Genomic DNA, 17,108 nt, shown 5'->3' with positions numbered 1-17,108 from the left:
TGCGGCGCCCAGGGAGCTGCCTCACCTCGTAGATGCGCGCTTTCGGGGTCGGGTGCCGGGTGTCAAGAAACCGCCGACGAACAAATCCCACAAAAGTCGTTGTGCGGTTTCTTGACACCCGGCACCCGACCCCCACAATCACAAAAGGGGTGAGGCAGCGTACCCACAGTGGGTCACTGACCCACCCGACGATGCTCGATGAAAACCGAGATGCCGTCCAGCATACGGGCGAGACCGAACTCGAAGTCCTCGTCCGGCTGCTCCTCAGGCATCTCGAAGACGCCCTCCGTGAGGACCTCTGCCAGCCGGGGGAAGCGCTCCCCGTCGACGACCTTGGCGAGCGCGTGTCCGTAGCTGGGCGCCATGTCCTCGTCGGCCACCCCCCTCGCGCTCGCCGCATTGCTGATTCCTGACGCGATCTGCGCCGCGCCACGGACGTAGCCGGTGAGCGCGAGGAGTACCGCCATCTTGTCGCCCCCTGGCAGGCCGGACTCGTCGAGCGCCCGCAACCCGATCTCCAGGTAGGCGACCGAGTTGGGCCCCGCGGGCGCGCCGACGATCTCCATCCGGAGGAGCCACGGGTGCTCGGACGAGACGTCGAGGTACGCGCGCACCCACGCCGTCAACCCGTCCCGCCACCCGGGAGGGAGCCGGACGTCGGTCATCGCGGCCCCCACGGTGTCGACCGTGAGGTCGACGAGTGACCGCTTGTGGGGGACGTAGCGGTAGAGCGCCATCGTCGTGAAACCGAGCTCGGTCGCCACGCGGCGCATGGTGACGGCTTCGAGCCCCTCGGCGTCGGCGATCCCGATCGCGGTGCGCACGATCGTGTCGACGCTCAGCGCGCGCTTCGGACCGCGGGCAGGCGCCTCCTCGCGGTTGCCCCAGAGCAGCTCGAGCGCCCGCGACGAGTACGGGTCACTGCTCTCGTCGCCGCCGGCCATCGGTCTCCGTTCGTCGCTTGACACGCACCCTAGCAACTGTGTATACCATAAACCAATCCGTATACGAGATAAACAGTGAGGCTGACATGACGACAGACGACTACGCGGTCCGAGCCGAGGGGCTCCGCAAGCGGTACGGCGACACGCACGCCCTCGCCGGGTTCGACCTGCTGGTCCCGGCCGGACGGGTCTGCGGGCTGCTCGGGCCGAACGGCGCCGGCAAGACGACGGCCGTCCGGATCCTCGCCACGCTGCTCCGTCCCGACACGGGGTACGCCCACGTGACCGGGCTCGACGTCGTCCGCCAGGCCGGCGAGGTGCGCAGGCGCATCGGCCTGACCGGCCAGCAGGTGGCCATCGACTGGGCGCTGACCGGCCGGCAGAACCTCCAGCTGTTCGGCCGCTCCACCGCCTCGGCGCGCGGACGGCCCACCGCCGCGCGGACGAGCTGCTCGAACGGTTCGACCTCACCGACGCCGCGGGCAAGCAGGCCAAGCACTACTCGGGCGGCATGCAGCGGCGGCTCGACATCGCGGCCAGCCTCATCCTCGCGCCGCGGGTGCTGTTCCTCGACGAGCCGACCACCGGGCTCGACCCCCGCAGCCGCAACGGCGTGTGGGACACCGTGCGTGCGCTCGTCGCCGAGGGCACCACCGTCCTGCTCACCACGCAGTACCTCGACGAGGCCGACCAGCTCGCCGGCCAGATCGCGGTGATCGACCAGGGCCGCGTCATCGCCGACGGCACCCCGGACCAGCTCAAGTCGAAGGTCGGCGGCGACCGCATCGAGGTCGTCGTCCGCGACACCGGCGAGCTGCCCGCCGCGGCGGCCGTCGTGGAGCGCGTATGCGCGACCACGACGACGGTGGACGCCGACCTGCGCCGGATCGGCGCTCCCGTCAGCGACCGCGTCGCCGCGCTGACCAGGCTCGTCCGCGCGCTCGACGACGCGGGCATCGCCGCGGAGGACATCGGCATCCGCCGGCCCACCTTGGACGACGTGTTCCTCGGCCTCACCGGACACCGCGCCACCACCGACGAGGAGATCGCCGCATGAGCGCCACCGTCACCACCCCGACCCCGACGCCGACCCATGCGCTCACCGAGTCACGGCTCAGCCGCGCACGTTGGGCCGCGTCCGACGGCATCGCCATGGCGCACCGCAACCTGCTGCGCCTCATGCACGAGCCGGACGAGATCTTCCTCGGCCTGATGATCCCGATCATGATGGCGCTGGTCTTCGGCTACGTGTTCGGCAGCGCGATGTCGACCGGGGGCCCCGTCTACCGCGAGTTCCTGATGGCGGGGATCTTCGCGCAGACCATGCTCTACGGTATCGCCAGCACGGCCACCGGCGTCGCGATCGACGCCGAGAAGGGGGTCATCGACAGGTTCCGGTCGATGCCGACGGCACGGTCGGCCGTGGTCGTCGGCCGCAGCCTCGCCGACATGGTCAAGGGCACCGCGGACATGGTCCTGCTCGTCGTCTGCGGCCTGCTGATCGGGTGGCGGTGGCACGAGGGCGTGCTGTCCGCACTCGCGGCGGTGGGCCTCGTGCTGCTCCTGCGCATCGCGTTCACCTGGGTCGGCATCTTCCTCGGGCTCGTCGTACGCAACCCCGACTCCGCCTCGCTGGCCGTGTACCCGATGGCGTTCCCCGTCACGGTGCTGTCGAACGCCTTCGTCCCGCCGAAAGAGATGCCGACCTGGCTCGCTGTCGTCGCGGAGTGGAACCCCCTGGCGTCCACGGTCGCCGCGTCCCGCGACCTGTTCGGCAACCCGGGATTCCAGGCGGACTCCTGGCCCGCGGAGCACGCACTGCTGCTCGCCGTCGCGTGGCCGCTGGTGCTGTTGGCGGTGTTCGTCCCGCTTTCGGTGCGCCGCTACCGCAGGCTCAGCCGCTGACCGACCCGCTCCGACCGTGCCGCGTCGTCAGCCGTTCACCGAGACGTCGGCGTGCCCTCATCCGACCCTCGTCTTGTCTTATCAACTCGCTCCTAGCGTCGTGGTCGCCGGGGGGCAGACGACAGACTCGATCGGAGAGACGGATGCGACCACGTCGTGCGTACACGGCCATGCTCGGACTCACCCTTCTACTCGTTGGAACGACCGCCTGCGGAACTGGTTCGGCGTCGGACTCCGACACCCTCGTCTTCGCGGCGATCCCCAGTGAGCAGGACTCGGACCCGAGACAGTCGTACGCCACCGTCATCGAGCGACTCGAGGCGAACACGGGCCGAGAGGTCGAGTTCAAGCAGACGACCAACTACAACGGCGTCATCGAGGGCATGAAGTCGGGCACCATCGACGTCGCGGTGTTCGGACCGTTCAGCTACGTGCTGGCCCGGACGGTCGGCGCCGAGATCACGCCGGTCGCCGTCTCGGTCGAGGACACCAAGGAGCCGATCTACCACAGCTACGGCATCGCCAGGGGCGACGACGCAGGCGTGACGTCACTCAAGGACTTCAAGGGCAAGAAGGTCTGCTTCGTCGACCCGGCGTCGACGTCCGGCTACCTCTTCCCCTCCGCAGGGCTGAAGCAGAACAAGCTCGACCCCGACAAGGACGTGCAGAAGGTCATGGCCGGCGGCCACGACCTGTCGGTGCTCTCGGTGAAGTCGGGCAAGTGCGACGTCGGCTTCGCCGCGGACACGATGGTCGACACGACCATGCCCGACGCGGGAAAGCTGAAGAAGGGCGACATCAAGGTCGTCTGGAAGAGCACGGGGATACCCAGCTCTCCGGTCGCGATGAGCGACGCGCTGCCCGAGGACGTCAGGAAGGGCATCACCACCAGCTTCACCAAGCAGCTGAACAAGGACTGGCTGGTGAAGAACGGCAAGTGCGACGACGCCAAGTCGTGCCTCGTCGCCGGCGAGTCCGCGACGTGGGGCTACCTACCGATCACGGACAAGGCGTACGACCCGATCCGCAAGGTCTGCAACGTGACGCAGGACGAGCAGTGCAAGGGCGAAGCGTGATGGCCACCGACGCGACGAGCCTGCGCGCACCGGCCGAGACGGCCAAGGCACCGACGCCGGCCTCCGACGACGTGATCGAGACGCACGACCTCGTCAAGACGTACGGCGCCACCACCGCCTGCGACCGCGTCGACCTCCGGGTGAGCACCGGCGAGCTGGTCGCCCTCGTCGGACGTTCGGGGTCGGGCAAGTCGACGCTGCTGCGGACGTTCAACGGCCTGTGCACGCCGACCTCGGGTCACGTGCGCGTGCTCGACGTCGACGCCACGTCCGCACGGGGTGCGGAGCTGCGGCGGCTGCGCGGACGCGTCGGCATGGTGTTCCAGCAGTTCCACCTCGTCGGCCGGCTCACGGCGATGGAGAACGTCCTCAACGGCGCACTCGGCCGGGTCACCGGGCCTCGCTACGGCGTGCTCACCTGGTCGAAGGAGCTGCGGCGCGACGCTCTCACCCAGCTCGACCGGGTGGGCCTCGGCGACCGCGCGTTCCAGCGCGCCGACACGCTGTCCGGCGGCCAGCAGCAACGCGTCGCCATCGCGCGGATGCTGATGCAGCGTCCCGAGCTCGTGCTGGCGGACGAGCCGGTCGCGTCGCTCGACCCCGAGACGTCTGCGCAGGTGCTCGAGATCCTGTTCCGCATCTGCACCGAGGACCGGCTCACCGTCGTCTGCAGCCTCCATCAGGTCGACCTCGTGCTCGCCTGGGCGCATCGCGTCGTCGGCATGCGGGACGGACGCGTCGTGCTCGACGGGGCGGCCGGGAGCCTCGACCGGGGCCGGCTCGACGCGGTGTACGCGACACAGGCAGCCTGATGACCTCGGCGTCATCGGTGGCACGGGAGACGCTCGCGCCACCGGTGACGGTGCGCCGCCTGCTGACGCCCGCGACGGCCCTCACCTTCGTCATCGCGGCGTGCGCCTCGCTCGCCTACCTCGACTTCGACCTCAGCCGGGTCGGCCAGGCGGTCACGGCCGTCCCTGACATCGCCGCGCGCGCGTGGCCACCGGACTTCGGCGTCACCGGCGAGGCGCTCACGGCGGCCGTCGAGACACTCTGGATGGCGGTGCTCGGCACGACACTCGCCGCCATCCTGGCCGCCCCGATCGCGGTCGCCGCCGCGCGGAACACGACCCCCCATCCGGTCGTCCGCACCGTCGCCCGCGCGATCGTCGTGGTGTGCAGGGTCGTCCCCGACATCGCGTTCGCCCTGTTCTTCGTGGTGAGCACCGGCATCGGTCCGCTGCCCGGCATCCTCGCACTCGCACTCCACTCGATCGGCATGCTGGGCCGGCTGTTCACCGAGGCGATCGAACGGATCGAGCCCGGCCCGGTCGAGGCGGGCACGGCGGCGGGAGCGGGGCCGGTGCAACGCCTCACCGCCGGCGTACTCCCCCAGGTCGTGCCGTCGTTCCTCGCCGTCGCGCTGTACCGGCTCGACGTCAACTTCCGCGGCGCGACGCTGCTCGGCTTCGTCGGCGCCGGTGGGATGGGCCTGCTGCTGCAGAAGTACGGCGGCGCGCCCACGACGTACCAGGAGCTCGCCGCGGTCGTCGTGATCATCATGGCGTGCTGCCTGGTGTTCGAGGGCATCTCCGTCGTGCTGCGGCGCGCGGTCGGCGGCGTGCTCGCCGGACGCCCCGGCCAGGGAGACGGCTCGGGCCGGCCGGCACGCACCCCGGCGATCGACCGGGAGCGGCTGCGCGTGCCGTGGACATCCGAGCGCCGGCGGGTGTGGGCGTTCGGCGCCCTCGCGGTGGCGACCGTGGTCGCCGCCGCGCTGCTCGTCGACGTCCGCCTGGCCGACCTCGGCAAGCTCGCCGACGGGTTCGTCTCCAGCGTCATCGCGTTCGTCCCGACCCCGCAGACGCTGCTGGCGGAGGCGGGCGGCGTCCCGTTCTGGGTCGACCTGCTCGACGGGCTCATCCAGACGCTCGCGGTGTCGCTGGTGGCGATCGTCGCGTGTGCCGTGATCGGGGTGCCGTGGGGCCTGCTCGCCGCGAGCAACGTCGCGCCGCACCGGCTGCTGTACGCGCCCGCCCGGGCCGGCCTGGTGCTGGCGCGCAGCGTGCCGGAGGCCGCGATCGCAGTGGTCGCCGTCGCCGTCTTCGGTCTCGAGCCGATCACCGCCGTCCTCGTGCTCACCCTCGCCGTCTGCCCGTTCCTCGCCAAGCTGGTCGCCGACGTCGTCGAGGAGATCCGGCCTGGCCCGCGCGAGGGGGTGCTCGCCGCGGGCGCGACGCGATGGCAGGAGCTGCTCGCGGGCGTCTGGGCGCAGGTCGTGCCGTCGATCACGAGCAGCGTGCTGTACGCGTTCGACGTCATGATCCGGGCGATCCCGCTGCTGGGGATCATCGGCGTGGGCAAGCTCGGCTACACCATGTCGCAGGGCTTCACCCAGCTGCAGTACGACCTCGTCGGCGCGATCATCGCCGCCCTGTTCGTCGTCGTCCTTGCGGTGCAGCTGGTGTCCGACCGCCTGCGCCGCTCCCTCGCCTGATGGGTCACCGTCCCCGCCGCGTCGACTGTTGTTCACCCGGCGCCACCCGTTCCCTTCACCTGCCGCCGGCATCGTGGTTGTCATGACAACCCGCCCGACGTATCTCGAGCTCGCCGACGAGCTCGCGGCAGAGCTGCGCGACGCCGACGTCGGCACCCGTGCACCCTCGGAGCACCAGCTCGTCGCGAGCCACGGCGTCAGCCGCATCACCGCACGCGCCGCCCTGCAGGAGCTCGAGCTTCGCTACCTGGTCAGGCGGGTCCGCGGCGCGGGGACGTTCGTCCGCCGGCGCATCGACTACGTGATCGACAAGAACCTGCCACCGAGCTTCTCCGCCACGGTGGCCGCGACCGGCGCGCGTCCCAGCAGCCGGCTGCTGCGGGTGATCAGGCGTCCACCCGACCCCGGCAGCACGTACGAGCTCGAGGTCGCGGACGGCGGCGACATCGTCGAGATCAGGCGCATCACGCTCGTCGACGACATGCCCGCGAGCGTCGCGACGCTCCGCCTGTCCGGCTCCCGGCTGCCCGACATCGAGGAGCACCTCGACGACGACGTGTCGGTGCACGCCCTGATGGTCGACGTGTACGGGATCACGCTGCGGCGCTGGCGTCACCACGTCTCGCTCGACGTCCCCGACGCCGACGTGGCGAGCCTGCTCGGTGACGAGGCACCGCGCCCGTGCTGGTACTCCGAGAGCCTCAACCGCATCGAGGGCACCACGCAGCTCGGCGAGTACTCCGCCTCGTGGTCGCACCCCCAGGTGATCCGCAACGTCTTCCAGATCGGAGATGACGAGTGACCGCTCTCACCCGCGAACGGCGTGCCTCGCTGCTCGCACGTGCACCGCGCGAGGACCTCGAACCGCTCGCCGAACACGTGCTCGCGGCGGCGGCGACCGAGCCCGTCGTCCTGTCCGGGCCCGACATCGGCATGGTGATGATGCAGGTACGCGAGCCCGTCGCCACCGAACGCTTCTACCTCGGCGAGGTGCTCGTCACCCAGGCCGAGGTCGAGCTCGCCGGGCACCGCGGCTGGTGCATGCGGCTCGGCGACGACCGGCGCGCGACGCTCGCCGCGGCCGTGCTCGACGCCGCCGCCGAGGGCGAGGCCCGCGACTCCGTCGACGCGCTGTGCCACCAGGTCGCCCGCACGCAGGACGAGGCGGAGTCGGCCGAGTGGGCGGAGATCGCCCCCACCGAGGTGAAGTTCGAGGAGCTCGACTCATGACGACGACAGCGCAGACCACCCTGACCGGTGTCGGCGAACGCGCACGCGCGGCGCGGCTGCGTCCGCTCGCGGCGCAGCGCGCCTTCGGCCTGCTGCTCGACACCCTCGCCCGTCCCGGCACGATCGCGCACCTCGACGTGCCTCCGTCGGTCCCCGCCGCGCTGCTGCCCGCCGCCACCCTCGCCGACGTCGAGACCACCCTGGCGGTGCTCGACGACGGCGGCTGGGCGGAGGCGGTGTACGCGGCCACCGGGTCGCCTCGCGCCGAGCTCCCCGACGCGGACATCGTCCTCACACTGCGTCGGATCACGGCGGACGAGGTGGCCTCGCTGCGGCGCGGATCGGCGGAGGCGCCTGAGCGTGGTGCCCGCCTCATCGCGGCGGTGGACGCGCTGCACACCGGCGAAGGAGCGCTACGCCTGTCGTTGACCGGCCCCGGCGTACCCGGCCGGCGCGAGGTGACCGTCGACGGACTCGACCCCGCCGCGGTCTCGGCACTGGCCGCCGTCAACGCGGAGTTCCCCGCCGGGGTCGACGTGCATCTGGTGGCCGCCGACGGCGCCCTGCTGTCCCTCCCGCGCAGCACGAACATCCGCATCGACCACGACACGACCGACGAGGGGAAGGTGCGCTGATGGGGTACTCGGGAGCCCGCGGCGGACTCGACGCGATCCGCGCGGCCGAGACGCTGACGAGGCGCCGGCGCCTGGCCGGCGACAGTGACTGGCTCGACCTCGACCAGGTGAGCGAACGCCTGCGACTCGCGGTCGACCGCGTGCAGGGCGAGGGCGGGCTGTGGGCGCCCGATCTCGCGGCACGCGCGTTCCGCCAGGCCGAGGGCGACGTCATCGAAGCCTCGCAGCTCGTCCGCGCCTACCGGTCGACGCTGCCGCGGGTCGCGTACTCGCTGCCGGTGCACGCCGACGAGATGACGATCCTGCGCAGGATCGTGCCGGCGTACCGCACGCCGCCGGGACCGCAGCTGCTCGGCCGCACGCTCGACTACACCGGACGCCTCATCGACCTCACGCCCGACGACGAGGCGCGGGCGGAGGCGGCATCGGAACCGCGACCGGCGGAGCCGGACAGCGCCCTGCCCGAACCGTCCGCCGACGGGGTCGACCCGCGCCGGCCGGTCCGAATGCTCGACGTGCTGCGCTCCCTCGACCTCGCCGTCGACCGACGGGCGTCCGACGACCCCGAGCCGTTCGACATCACCAGGAAGCCGGCACGTCCCGGCGCCCCGCGTTCGGCGTGGTTGGCGGCGATGGCGCGCGCGGAGACCGGCGCGCTGATGAACCTCTGGTACCGCAACGTCCTCGGACCCGACGGCTACATCCACGAGGTGACGCTCGGCGAGGTCCGGCACGGCCACCTGCCGGTACGCGTCGCGCACCCGCACACCGGCAACCCCGTCGACATCGGGTCGGTGCGCGCGACGGAGACCGAGGCGATCGAGGACCTCGACGGACTCGAGGAGGACCGGACGAAGTTCGACGTCGGCTACGGCATGTGCTTCGGGCACAACGAGCGCAAGGCCATCGCGATGGCCAACCTCGACATCTCCGCCTGGCGTGACGCCGGCCGCACGTCGCTGCAGCAGTCGATCCTGCTCACCACCGACGGCCTGGACTCGTCGGGTTTCCTCGAGCACCTCAAGCTGCCGCACTACGTGACGTTCCGCTCGATGGTCGAGCGCAAGCAGGCCGTCCGCGCCGCACTCGCCGAGATGGACCGCAGGGACGCCGCGCACGCCGATGTCGCCGCGCTCCTCGCCGAGCAGCCACCCGAGGCCGACTGCGTCTCGTCCCTCACCGCCGACCGGGAGACCGTTTGATGACTCCGTACCCCGCCGTCCCCCTCCGCTCCGCTCCTCGCTCACTGACGGAGGCCACCGTGCCGGCTGCTCGCGTACTCGCTGCGATGCTCACTTCGGAGGACGCCTCATGACCGCCCTCGCCACGGAGACCCGCCCCACCGACCGACTCGACGATCTCGACGACCGCGACGCCGACGACGCGTTCGGGCTGCTCGACGAGGTCAGCAAGCGCGAGATCCGCCGCGCGACGCTCACCGCCGTCGCGGTACCCGGCTACCAGGTGCCGTTCGGCTCCCGCGAGATGCCGGTGTCGCGCGGCTGGGGCTCGGGCGGCCTGCAGGTGACGCTCGGCCTCGTCGGCCCCGACGACCAGGTGAAGGTGATCGACCAGGGCGACGACGCGGGCGTCAACGCGGTGAACCTGCGCCGCCTCATCGTCGGGCACACCGGCTGCGAGGAGGAGTCGGACTCCCGTGCCGCCACGATCATCCAGAGCCGGCACCGGATCCCCGAGGACCCGATGCGCGCCGACCAGACCCTCGTGCTCCAGGTGCCCGTCCCGGAGCCGCTGCGCGGGGTCGAGCGCGACATGCGCGAGCAGCAGCGCATGCACGCGGAGGCCGACTACTCGCGGATGTGGGTGGCGCTGTACGAGGACATCGTGCGCAACGGCGTCATCACCAAGTCGACCGGCTACCCGTGCCTCGTCGACGGGCGCTACGTCATCGCGACGACGCCGATCCCGCGCTGGGACGTACCGAAGCTGCACGAGTCGGAGCACCTCACGCTGTTCGGCGCCGGCAGGGAGAAGCGCATCTACGCCGTCCCGCCGCACACGACCGTCGAGCCGCTGACGTTCGAGGACGTGCCGTTCGAGGTGGAGCGGACGGCGGGGGCGACCTGCAAGCGGTGCGGCGCGGAGGAGGCGTTCCTCGTGTCGACGCCCAAGACCGACGGCAGCGAGACCTGGATGTGCAGTGACACCGACTGGTGCGACCGCCGCACCGCCGCGCGAGACGACGAACGGGAGACATCGTGACCCTGACCGCGGAACCCGAAGCCCCGGGGCGTGATGCCGCCGCCGCGGCACCCGGCTGGGCCCTGAAGGTCGACGGCCTGGGCCGGATCTTCGGCCCGGGCGGCGCCGACGCCGTCGCGGGCACCGGCCCCGAGCACGACACCGTCATCAGCCCCACGACCGGCGCGATCGTCGCGGCCTGGGACGTCTCGTTCGAGATCGCTCCCGGCGAGGCGCTCGGCATCGTCGGCGAGTCGGGGTCGGGCAAGTCCACCGTCGTCCGCTGCATCGCCGGCGACCACAGGGCATCTGCCGGCACGGCCCGCCTCGGCGCGGTGGACGGGGGCGGCACGAGCATCCTCGACCTCCCGCCCGCGGCACGGCGCCGGTTACGCGTCTCGCGGCTCTCGGTCGTGTACCAGGACCCGGCCGCCGGCCTGGAGCTCGGCGTCACGGCGGGCGGCAACGTCGCCGAGCCGCTGACCGCCGCGGGATGGCGCCACTACGGGAGGATCAGGGCACGCGCCGCGGAGCTGCTCGGCCGCACCGACGTGCCGCTGACCCGGATGGACCACCTCGTCCGCACGTTCTCCGGCGGCATGCAGCAGCGCGTCCAGCTCGCCAAGGCACTGGCGAACAACCCGCCGGTCATCCTGCTCGACGAGCCCACGACGGGACTCGACGCCTCGGTGGCCGCCGGTGTGCTCGACCTCATCCGCGGCCTGCTCGAGGAGTTCGGTCTCGCCGCACTCGTCATCTCCCACGACTTCGCGGTGATCGAGATGCTCACCGACCGTGTCTCGGTCATGCAGCACGGCCGGGTCGTGGAGACCGGCCTCACCGACCAGGTCTTCGAGGACCCACAGCACCCGTACACCCAACGGCTCGTCGCGGCCGCCCGCGGATGAGGAGAAACCCTTGAACGACGTCGTCCTGTCGATCCGCGGACTCACCAAGGAGTTCGTCCTGCACACCATCGACGGTCGTCGGGTGCCCGCACTCGACGGCGTCGACCTCGACGTCCGGGCCGGCGAGCACGTCGTGCTGGCCGGGGCGAGCGGCGCGGGCAAGTCGTCGCTGCTGCGCTGCGTCTACCGCACCTACCTGCCGGGCGGCGGAGAGGTCATGTTCACCCGGGCCGACGGCACCCGGGTCGACCTCGCCCGGTTGCCCGACGCCGAGGTCGCCGCCCTGCGCGGCCGCGAGATCGGTTACGTCTCGCAGTTCCTCAAGACCGAGCCGCGACGCGCGACGGTCGACGTCGTGGCGCGTGCCGGAGCCGCGCGCGGCATGCCACCGGCGGACGCGCGGCGGGCGGCCGAGGGTGCGCTCGACCAGCTGAACATCGAGCCGAAGCTGTGGGCGATGTACCCCACCGTCCTGTCGGGCGGACAGAAGCAGCGGGTCAACCTCGCGTCGGGGCTCATCTCGCCGCCGCGGCTGCTGCTGCTCGACGAGCCCGTCTCGGCCCTCGACCCGGTCAACCGCGAGGCCGTGCTCGCGCTCGTCGAACGGCTCGCCGGCACCGGTGTCGCCGTGCTCTCGGTCTTCCACGACCTCGACGCCATCGAACGGCTCGCCGACCGCGTCGTCGTGCTCGACCGCGGGCGCGCGGTGGCGACAGGACCGCCGCGCGAGATCCTGCACGACTCGTCGTACGAGCTCGAGGTGGCACGGTGACCAGTGGTCTCGCGATCCGCAACGTCCGCGCGGTTCTCCAGGACGAGGTGCTGGACGACGCGACGGTGGTCACCGAGGCCGGCGTCGTCACCGAGATCACCGCCGGTGGCACCGCGCCGCCGGGCGCGCTCGACGGCCGCGGCGCGTACCTGCTGCCCGGTCTCGTCGACACCCACAGCGACGGTCTGGAGAAGGAGCTCCAACCGCGGCCGAGCGTGCTGTTCGACGTCGGCTTCGGGCTGGCCAGCTTCGAGGGACGGGTACGCGCGTCGGGCATCACGACCGTGTTCCACGCCACCGGCTTCTACGGCGACGACGCGAAGGGCCGGTCGATCGCCGGCGCGCTCGCGCGGGAGCAGGCCATCAGGGAGCGGGTGCGCGACGGACTCGCGCAGATCGACCACCGGATGCTGTTCCGGCTCGACGCGCGTGACCCGGCGGGGCTGGCCGCGCTAGACGAGACGCTGCGCGGGCACTACGCCGAGGTCGACATCCCGCCGCTGGTCAGCTACGAGGACCACACGCCGGGCCAGGGACAGTTCCGCGACGTCGACGCGTACGTCAGGCTCTACCTCACCAGCGAGGACGAGGCCGCGGCGAAGGCGGCGGTGCAGGCGAAGATCGCCGACCGCGACACGCGGGTCTGGCACCGCGAGGTCGCCCTGCGCTGGCTGGTGGAGCGGCGGGGGACGATCCGGCTGCTGGGCCACGACCCGGTGACGCCGGAGGAGGTCGCGCACCTGGCGGCGTCGGCGGTCACCGTCGCCGAGTTCCCCACGACGCTCGCCGCCGCACGCGCGGCGCGCGAGCACGGGCTGCTGATCGTCGCCGGCGCACCGAACGTCCTGCGCGGCGGCTCGCACAGCGGCAACGTCTCGGCGACGGAGCTGATCGCGCACGGTCTCGTCGACGGCCTGTCGAGCGACTACATGCCGTTCACGATGATCGGCGCCGCGTTCCACCTGACCAGGACGGGGCAGGCGACGCTGCCCGCCGCGGTGCGGCTGGTGACCGAGGGCCCGGCGCAGGTCGCCGGGCTCGACGATCGCGGGCGGCTGGCCGTCGGCGCGCGCGCCGACCTCTCGCTGGTGACCGTGGACGCCGGCTGGCCGACTGTGCGCTCGACCTGGTCGGTCGCGGACAGCCGGGAGCTGGTGGGCGCATGAACACCACAGCGCAGGAGCTCGACGTCCTGCACCCCGCACTCCTCCGCGCGGCCGAGGTGGCCGTCGCGGCGGTGAACGATGCAAGGGCACGGCTCGACCGCGACGCGCTCGCGGCCACGGTCGGCCCGGGCGCGGACGGCACGCCCACCATGTGCATCGACCGGATCGTGGAGGACGCGATCCTCGAGGCGACGCCCGACGCGAACGTCCTCACCGAGGAGTCGGGCTGGATCGACCGCGGGTCGGCGTACACGCTGGTGATCGACCCGGTCGACGGGTCGGCGAACGCCGCGGCCGGCGTGCCGCTGTCGGCGTTCAGCGGTGCGCTCGCGGTCGACGGCGAGCTCACCCAGGCGCTCACCGTGTGGAACGAGACGGGCTGGCGCTGGTGGGCGGTCCGCGGCGGCCCGTCGTCAGGACCCGCGTCCGTGCTGCGTACCACCGGACGCACCTCCCTGGACGGCGCGGCGGTGTCGCTGCTGCGTCCACATCCCGGCAACGCGGAGGCGTCGGCCGCCTGGTGGCGGGTGACCCGCCGCGCCGCGCGGGTACGGATCCTGTCGACGTCGTGCCTGGAGGCCGCCCTCGTGTCGACCGGTGCCACCGACGCCTTCGCCGACGCGTGCACCGACACCCACCGCCTTGTCGACCTCGCCGCCGCGGTGGTGCTCGCCGAGGCCGCCGGCGGCGCGGTCCGCGACGCGTTCGGCCGGCCGATCGAGCTCGACGTCGACCTGACCCGCCGGTGGAGCGGCGTCGTCGCGGCGACCCCGCGGCTCGCGGACGAGATCGCGGCGTGTCTCGCCGCGGAACAACCGGACCACGACGACGAGATGTTTACCTCCGCTTGACCCGGTTAGCAATCGCCTCGGAAGCAGCCGACAACCGCAAGCCTTCGACCTCCCTGGACGGCTGCTTCCGAGGCGGGTTGGTAACGGTAGACACAGTGCCGACCAGGTGACATCGAAGGAGGTGGGTCGCCATGGGATTCCTTGACAAGGCACGAGAGCTTGCCCGGGGCCGCAGGGGTGAGATCGGCAAGGGCCTCGACAAGGCCGAGGAGATCGTCTCCAAGAAGACGGGCGGCAAGTACGACAAGAAGATGCGCTCGGCCAGGCGGAAGGCCGAGGGCGCGATCGACAAGGACGAGCGGCGTCCGGGCACCGATCCGCACACGCCGACCGACCGCGGACCGGAAGGTACCCCTCCGCCCCGGTAGCCACCGGCTCCGCTCGATGACCCGAGCACGCCTCCCTCGACACCGTGACCGACCTTTGTGTACGGTCGTACATATCGGTGTCGAGGGAGGTCCCACATGCCCGTCCTGTTCCTGGCCGGGGCGATCGTCTGCGAGGTCGTCGCCACGCTGTGCCTGCGCTTCACCGAGGGATTCACCAGGCTCTGGCCCAGCGTCGGCACCGTAGCCGGCTACGGGGTCGCGTTCGTGCTGCTCGCCCAGGCGCTGAAGACCATCGACCTCGGCGTGGCGTACGCCGTGTGGGCGGGTCTCGGCACCGCGCTCATCACGACGGTCGGGATCATCGCCCTCGGCGAGCCCGCCACCGCCTGGAAGTTCGCCGGCACGGCCCTGATCATCTGCGGTGTCATCGCGTTGAACCTCAGTGGTGGCGCGCACTGATGCCCGCCCGTACGACCCGGGGGCCGACCGACCCCACCCGGCGTGACCGTATCGCGGCGGCCGCCTGGCAGGTCGTGCTCGATCGCGGTGTCCCGGCGCTGTCGCACCGCGCCGTCGCCGACACCGCCGGCGTCCCGCTGGGCTCGACCACCTACCACTTCTCCGGTCTCGACGACCTCCTCGTCACCGCCACCGAGCAGGCCGTCGAGGAGTACCGTCGCGACCTCGCCGCGTGGTCGGAGGGGATCGAGCGCGACGGCACCGACCTCGCCGAGGCGATCTGCGACCTCGTCCGCACGGCGCTCGGGCCGGACCGGCACCGCACCACCGTGTCGTACGACCTGTACGTCACCGCCCTGCGCCGGCCCGCGGTCGTCGACGCCGCGCGCGCCTGGGCGTTCGTCACCCGCGCCGCACTCGCCCGGCACGTCGACGCCCGCGCCGCCCGCGCGATCACCGCCCTGCTCGACGGCGTCCTGCTCGACGCACTCGTCCACGACGACGCCCTGCCCGACGACGACCTCCGCGCGATCATCCGCGCGATCATCCCGGCGTAGCGCGGGGAGCGACGTAGAGCGCGAACGGCGCGTCGTCGTGCACGCCGTCGCGTCCCTCGACGAGACCCGGTCGGCGGAGCTCACGGACGTACCGCATGCCGAGCCGTTCCATCACCGCTCTCGACCGCGCGTTGTGCCGTTCGGTGAAGGCGACGACCTCGTCCGCACCGAGCTCCGCGGATGCGAAGGCGAGTGCCGCCCGACCGATCTCGGTCGCGTAGCCGCGTCCCCACAGGTCGGATCGCACGGTCCAGCCGACCTCGAGGCGACGGTCGCCGTCGACGTCGACGTACGACAGGCCGCCCCGGCCGACGAGCTCGCCGGTGTCGCGGGCGTATGCCAGCCACTTGCCGACGCCGTCGGCCTCCCACGCCGACGCCAGGTCGGCCGCCCGGGTCGCGGCGTCCTCCTCGCTCCACGCGCCACCGTGCCAGTACGCGACGGCCTCGTCGAGGTGCAGCCGGCGCAGGTCGGCGGCGTGCCCGGGTCTCGCGGGCTCGAGCCGGAGTCGGTCGGTGAGGCGCGTGCGGACGGCCATCGCCACGAGATCGCGCAGCCTGCGGTCACCGTCCGTCCTGCCCACCATCATCAGCTCCAGGTCACCGGGACCGACCCACGCCGACGCGTCGTGCTTGCCCTCCTCGAGTCGCGGTGCGTCGAGGTCGCCGTCGACGTCCACCAGGTAGTCGAGCTCGTGCCGCACGACGCCGTCGTACTCCCACTCCCAGTCGGCGACGACGGCCTCGATGCGGCGCAGCGTCCAACCGGTCTCCTCCTCGATCTCGCGTGCCAACGCCGCCTCGGGCGTCTCGCCGGGCTCGACGTGGCCGCCGACGATGTCCCAGATCCCGGGGAACAGGCGGCGCTCCGCGGTGCGGCGTTGGGCGTAGACCCGGTTCCGCCCGTCGCGGACCAGCGCGCCGACGCAGGCGAGCGGCGGGGTCACAGGGCGAGGAGGTCCGCGGGATTCGGCACCGTCCACCTCCTCGTTCCACCGAGCACGCTATCGCCCGGCGAGTGAGGTTGATCCGGTGGCGAGGCGGATACCCGAACGGCTGCACTGGACGATCGAGAGGCTCGCCGTCGAGCCCGCCGACCGGCTGCTCGAGATCGGCTGCGGACGCGGCATCGCCGTGCCGCTCGTGTGCAACCGCCTCGACATCGGCACCCTTCTGGCCGTCGACCGTTCACCGGTCGCGATCGACGCCGCCATCGAGGCGAACGAGCCGCACATCGCCGGGGGGAAGGCGTCGTTCCGCACCTGCGCGTTCGCCGACCTCGACCCGGCCGGGCTCTGCGTCGACAAGATCTTCGCGGTCAACGTGAACCTGTTCTGGACCGGCGACGCCGCTGCGGAGCTGGCGCTCACCCGCACACTCCTCGCACCGGCCGGCGCGCTGTACCTGTGCTACGAGCCGCCAACCGCGGCGAAGGCGGACGAGGTGGCCCGCACGGTGACCGGCGTCCTCGCGGCCCAGGGGTTCACGGCCGAGCCGACCACCGCGACGACGAAGAAGGGCCAGACCCTGCTCTGCCTGACCGCGACGGCCACGCGGCCTCACTCGTGAGGGTGCCCC

17 protein-coding genes and 2 pseudogenes are annotated in these 17,108 nt (G+C 72.0%); 17 read left to right on the top strand and 2 right to left on the bottom strand.

Annotated features, from left to right (window positions below; all coding sequences use genetic code 11):
- Nucleotides 1–173 precede the first annotated feature (173 nt).
- Entirely contained in the window at nt 174–944 is a 771-nt protein-coding gene (locus tag GEV10_17800) for a TetR family transcriptional regulator (protein ID MQA80306.1), read from the bottom strand.
- Between the two features lie 86 nt (nt 945–1,030).
- On the opposite strand from GEV10_17800, the pseudogene GEV10_17795 reads away from it, so the two are divergent.
- The 16 genes and pseudogenes from GEV10_17795 (at nt 1,031) to GEV10_17720 (ending at nt 15,531) form a co-directional block, all read left to right on the top strand.
- Nucleotides 1,031–2,001 (top strand): annotated as a pseudogene (locus GEV10_17795) (ATP-binding cassette domain-containing protein).
- A gap of 95 nt (nt 2,002–2,096) precedes the next feature.
- The gene (locus GEV10_17790; protein MQA80305.1) at nt 2,097–2,849 is read left to right on the top strand and encodes an ABC transporter permease; all 753 of its coding nucleotides are present in this window, start codon (nt 2,097–2,099) and stop codon (nt 2,847–2,849) included.
- Between the two features lie 143 nt (nt 2,850–2,992).
- The gene (phnD, locus tag GEV10_17785) at nt 2,993–3,925 is read left to right on the top strand and encodes a phosphate/phosphite/phosphonate ABC transporter substrate-binding protein (GenBank protein MQA80304.1); all 933 of its coding nucleotides are present in this window, start codon (nt 2,993–2,995) and stop codon (nt 3,923–3,925) included.
- A complete protein-coding gene (gene phnC / locus GEV10_17780) occupies nt 3,925–4,737 on the top strand; it encodes a phosphonate ABC transporter ATP-binding protein (protein MQA80303.1) in 813 nt (270 codons plus the stop codon). Before phnD ends, phnC begins: the two co-directional genes overlap by 1 nt.
- On the top strand, nt 4,737–6,422 hold the full coding sequence (gene phnE, locus GEV10_17775) for a phosphonate ABC transporter, permease protein PhnE (GenBank protein MQA80302.1): 1,686 nt from the start codon (nt 4,737–4,739) through the stop codon (nt 6,420–6,422). The genes phnC and phnE overlap by 1 nt, the downstream gene beginning before the upstream one ends.
- An 82-nt stretch (nt 6,423–6,504) precedes the next feature.
- Nucleotides 6,505–7,224 (top strand): UTRA domain-containing protein, encoded by a 720-nt coding sequence (locus GEV10_17770; GenBank protein MQA80301.1) that lies wholly within the window; start codon nt 6,505–6,507, stop codon nt 7,222–7,224.
- Nucleotides 7,221–7,652 (top strand): phosphonate C-P lyase system protein PhnG, encoded by a 432-nt coding sequence (gene phnG / locus GEV10_17765; protein ID MQA80300.1) that lies wholly within the window; start codon nt 7,221–7,223, stop codon nt 7,650–7,652. Before GEV10_17770 ends, phnG begins: the two co-directional genes overlap by 4 nt.
- Entirely contained in the window at nt 7,649–8,287 is a 639-nt protein-coding gene (phnH, locus tag GEV10_17760; GenBank protein MQA80299.1) for a phosphonate C-P lyase system protein PhnH, read from the top strand. The genes phnG and phnH overlap by 4 nt, the downstream gene beginning before the upstream one ends.
- The gene (locus GEV10_17755) at nt 8,287–9,489 is read left to right on the top strand and encodes a phosphonate metabolism protein PhnI (GenBank protein ID MQA80298.1); all 1,203 of its coding nucleotides are present in this window, start codon (nt 8,287–8,289) and stop codon (nt 9,487–9,489) included. The genes phnH and GEV10_17755 overlap by 1 nt, the downstream gene beginning before the upstream one ends.
- A gap of 109 nt (nt 9,490–9,598) precedes the next feature.
- A pseudogene (locus tag GEV10_17750) lies at nt 9,599–11,397 on the top strand (ATP-binding cassette domain-containing protein).
- 10 nt (nt 11,398–11,407) lie between these two features.
- Nucleotides 11,408–12,169, top strand: a complete 762-nt coding sequence (locus GEV10_17745; GenBank protein ID MQA80297.1) for an ATP-binding cassette domain-containing protein — start codon at nt 11,408–11,410, stop codon at nt 12,167–12,169.
- Nucleotides 12,166–13,335 (top strand): alpha-D-ribose 1-methylphosphonate 5-triphosphate diphosphatase, encoded by a 1,170-nt coding sequence (locus GEV10_17740; protein ID MQA80296.1) that lies wholly within the window; start codon nt 12,166–12,168, stop codon nt 13,333–13,335. The genes GEV10_17745 and GEV10_17740 overlap by 4 nt, the downstream gene beginning before the upstream one ends.
- Nucleotides 13,332–14,186 (top strand): inositol monophosphatase, encoded by an 855-nt coding sequence (locus GEV10_17735; protein ID MQA80295.1) that lies wholly within the window; start codon nt 13,332–13,334, stop codon nt 14,184–14,186. Before GEV10_17740 ends, GEV10_17735 begins: the two co-directional genes overlap by 4 nt.
- Before the next feature lie 131 nt (nt 14,187–14,317).
- On the top strand, nt 14,318–14,554 hold the full coding sequence (locus GEV10_17730; GenBank protein ID MQA80294.1) for an antitoxin: 237 nt from the start codon (nt 14,318–14,320) through the stop codon (nt 14,552–14,554).
- 96 nt (nt 14,555–14,650) lie between these two features.
- Entirely contained in the window at nt 14,651–14,974 is a 324-nt protein-coding gene (locus GEV10_17725) for a QacE family quaternary ammonium compound efflux SMR transporter (protein ID MQA80293.1), read from the top strand.
- Complete coding sequence (locus tag GEV10_17720) at nt 14,974–15,531, top strand: TetR family transcriptional regulator (protein MQA80292.1); 558 nt, start codon at nt 14,974–14,976, stop codon at nt 15,529–15,531. Before GEV10_17725 ends, GEV10_17720 begins: the two co-directional genes overlap by 1 nt.
- On the opposite strand, the gene GEV10_17715 is transcribed toward GEV10_17720, so the two are convergent.
- A complete protein-coding gene (locus GEV10_17715) occupies nt 15,518–16,477 on the bottom strand; it encodes a GNAT family N-acetyltransferase (GenBank protein ID MQA80291.1) in 960 nt (319 codons plus the stop codon). The genes GEV10_17720 and GEV10_17715 overlap by 14 nt on opposite strands.
- An 85-nt stretch (nt 16,478–16,562) precedes the next feature.
- Here GEV10_17715 and GEV10_17710 point away from each other — a divergent pair, with 85 nt between their 5' ends.
- Nucleotides 16,563–17,099, top strand: a complete 537-nt coding sequence (locus GEV10_17710; GenBank protein ID MQA80290.1) for a methyltransferase domain-containing protein — start codon at nt 16,563–16,565, stop codon at nt 17,097–17,099.
- Nucleotides 17,100–17,108 lie beyond the last annotated feature (9 nt).

The organism is Streptosporangiales bacterium (assembly GCA_009379955.1).
Taxonomy (GTDB): domain Bacteria; phylum Actinomycetota; class Actinomycetes; order Streptosporangiales; family WHST01; genus WHST01.
This window is presented reverse-complemented; position numbering and strand designations above follow the sequence as displayed.

Coding starts and splice junctions, on each gene's coding strand:
- GEV10_17800 (MQA80306.1), bottom strand. CDS start 944: ATGGCCGGCGGCGACGAGAGCAGTGACCCGTACTCGTCGCGGGCGCTC.
- GEV10_17790 (MQA80305.1), top strand. CDS start 2,097: ATGGCGCACCGCAACCTGCTGCGCCTCATGCACGAGCCGGACGAGATC.
- phnD (MQA80304.1), top strand. CDS start 2,993: ATGCGACCACGTCGTGCGTACACGGCCATGCTCGGACTCACCCTTCTA.
- phnC (MQA80303.1), top strand. CDS start 3,925: ATGGCCACCGACGCGACGAGCCTGCGCGCACCGGCCGAGACGGCCAAG.
- phnE (MQA80302.1), top strand. CDS start 4,737: ATGACCTCGGCGTCATCGGTGGCACGGGAGACGCTCGCGCCACCGGTG.
- GEV10_17770 (MQA80301.1), top strand. CDS start 6,505: ATGACAACCCGCCCGACGTATCTCGAGCTCGCCGACGAGCTCGCGGCA.
- phnH (MQA80299.1), top strand. CDS start 7,649: ATGACGACGACAGCGCAGACCACCCTGACCGGTGTCGGCGAACGCGCA.
- GEV10_17755 (MQA80298.1), top strand. CDS start 8,287: ATGGGGTACTCGGGAGCCCGCGGCGGACTCGACGCGATCCGCGCGGCC.
- GEV10_17735 (MQA80295.1), top strand. CDS start 13,332: ATGAACACCACAGCGCAGGAGCTCGACGTCCTGCACCCCGCACTCCTC.
- GEV10_17730 (MQA80294.1), top strand. CDS start 14,318: ATGGGATTCCTTGACAAGGCACGAGAGCTTGCCCGGGGCCGCAGGGGT.
- GEV10_17725 (MQA80293.1), top strand. CDS start 14,651: ATGCCCGTCCTGTTCCTGGCCGGGGCGATCGTCTGCGAGGTCGTCGCC.
- GEV10_17720 (MQA80292.1), top strand. CDS start 14,974: ATGCCCGCCCGTACGACCCGGGGGCCGACCGACCCCACCCGGCGTGAC.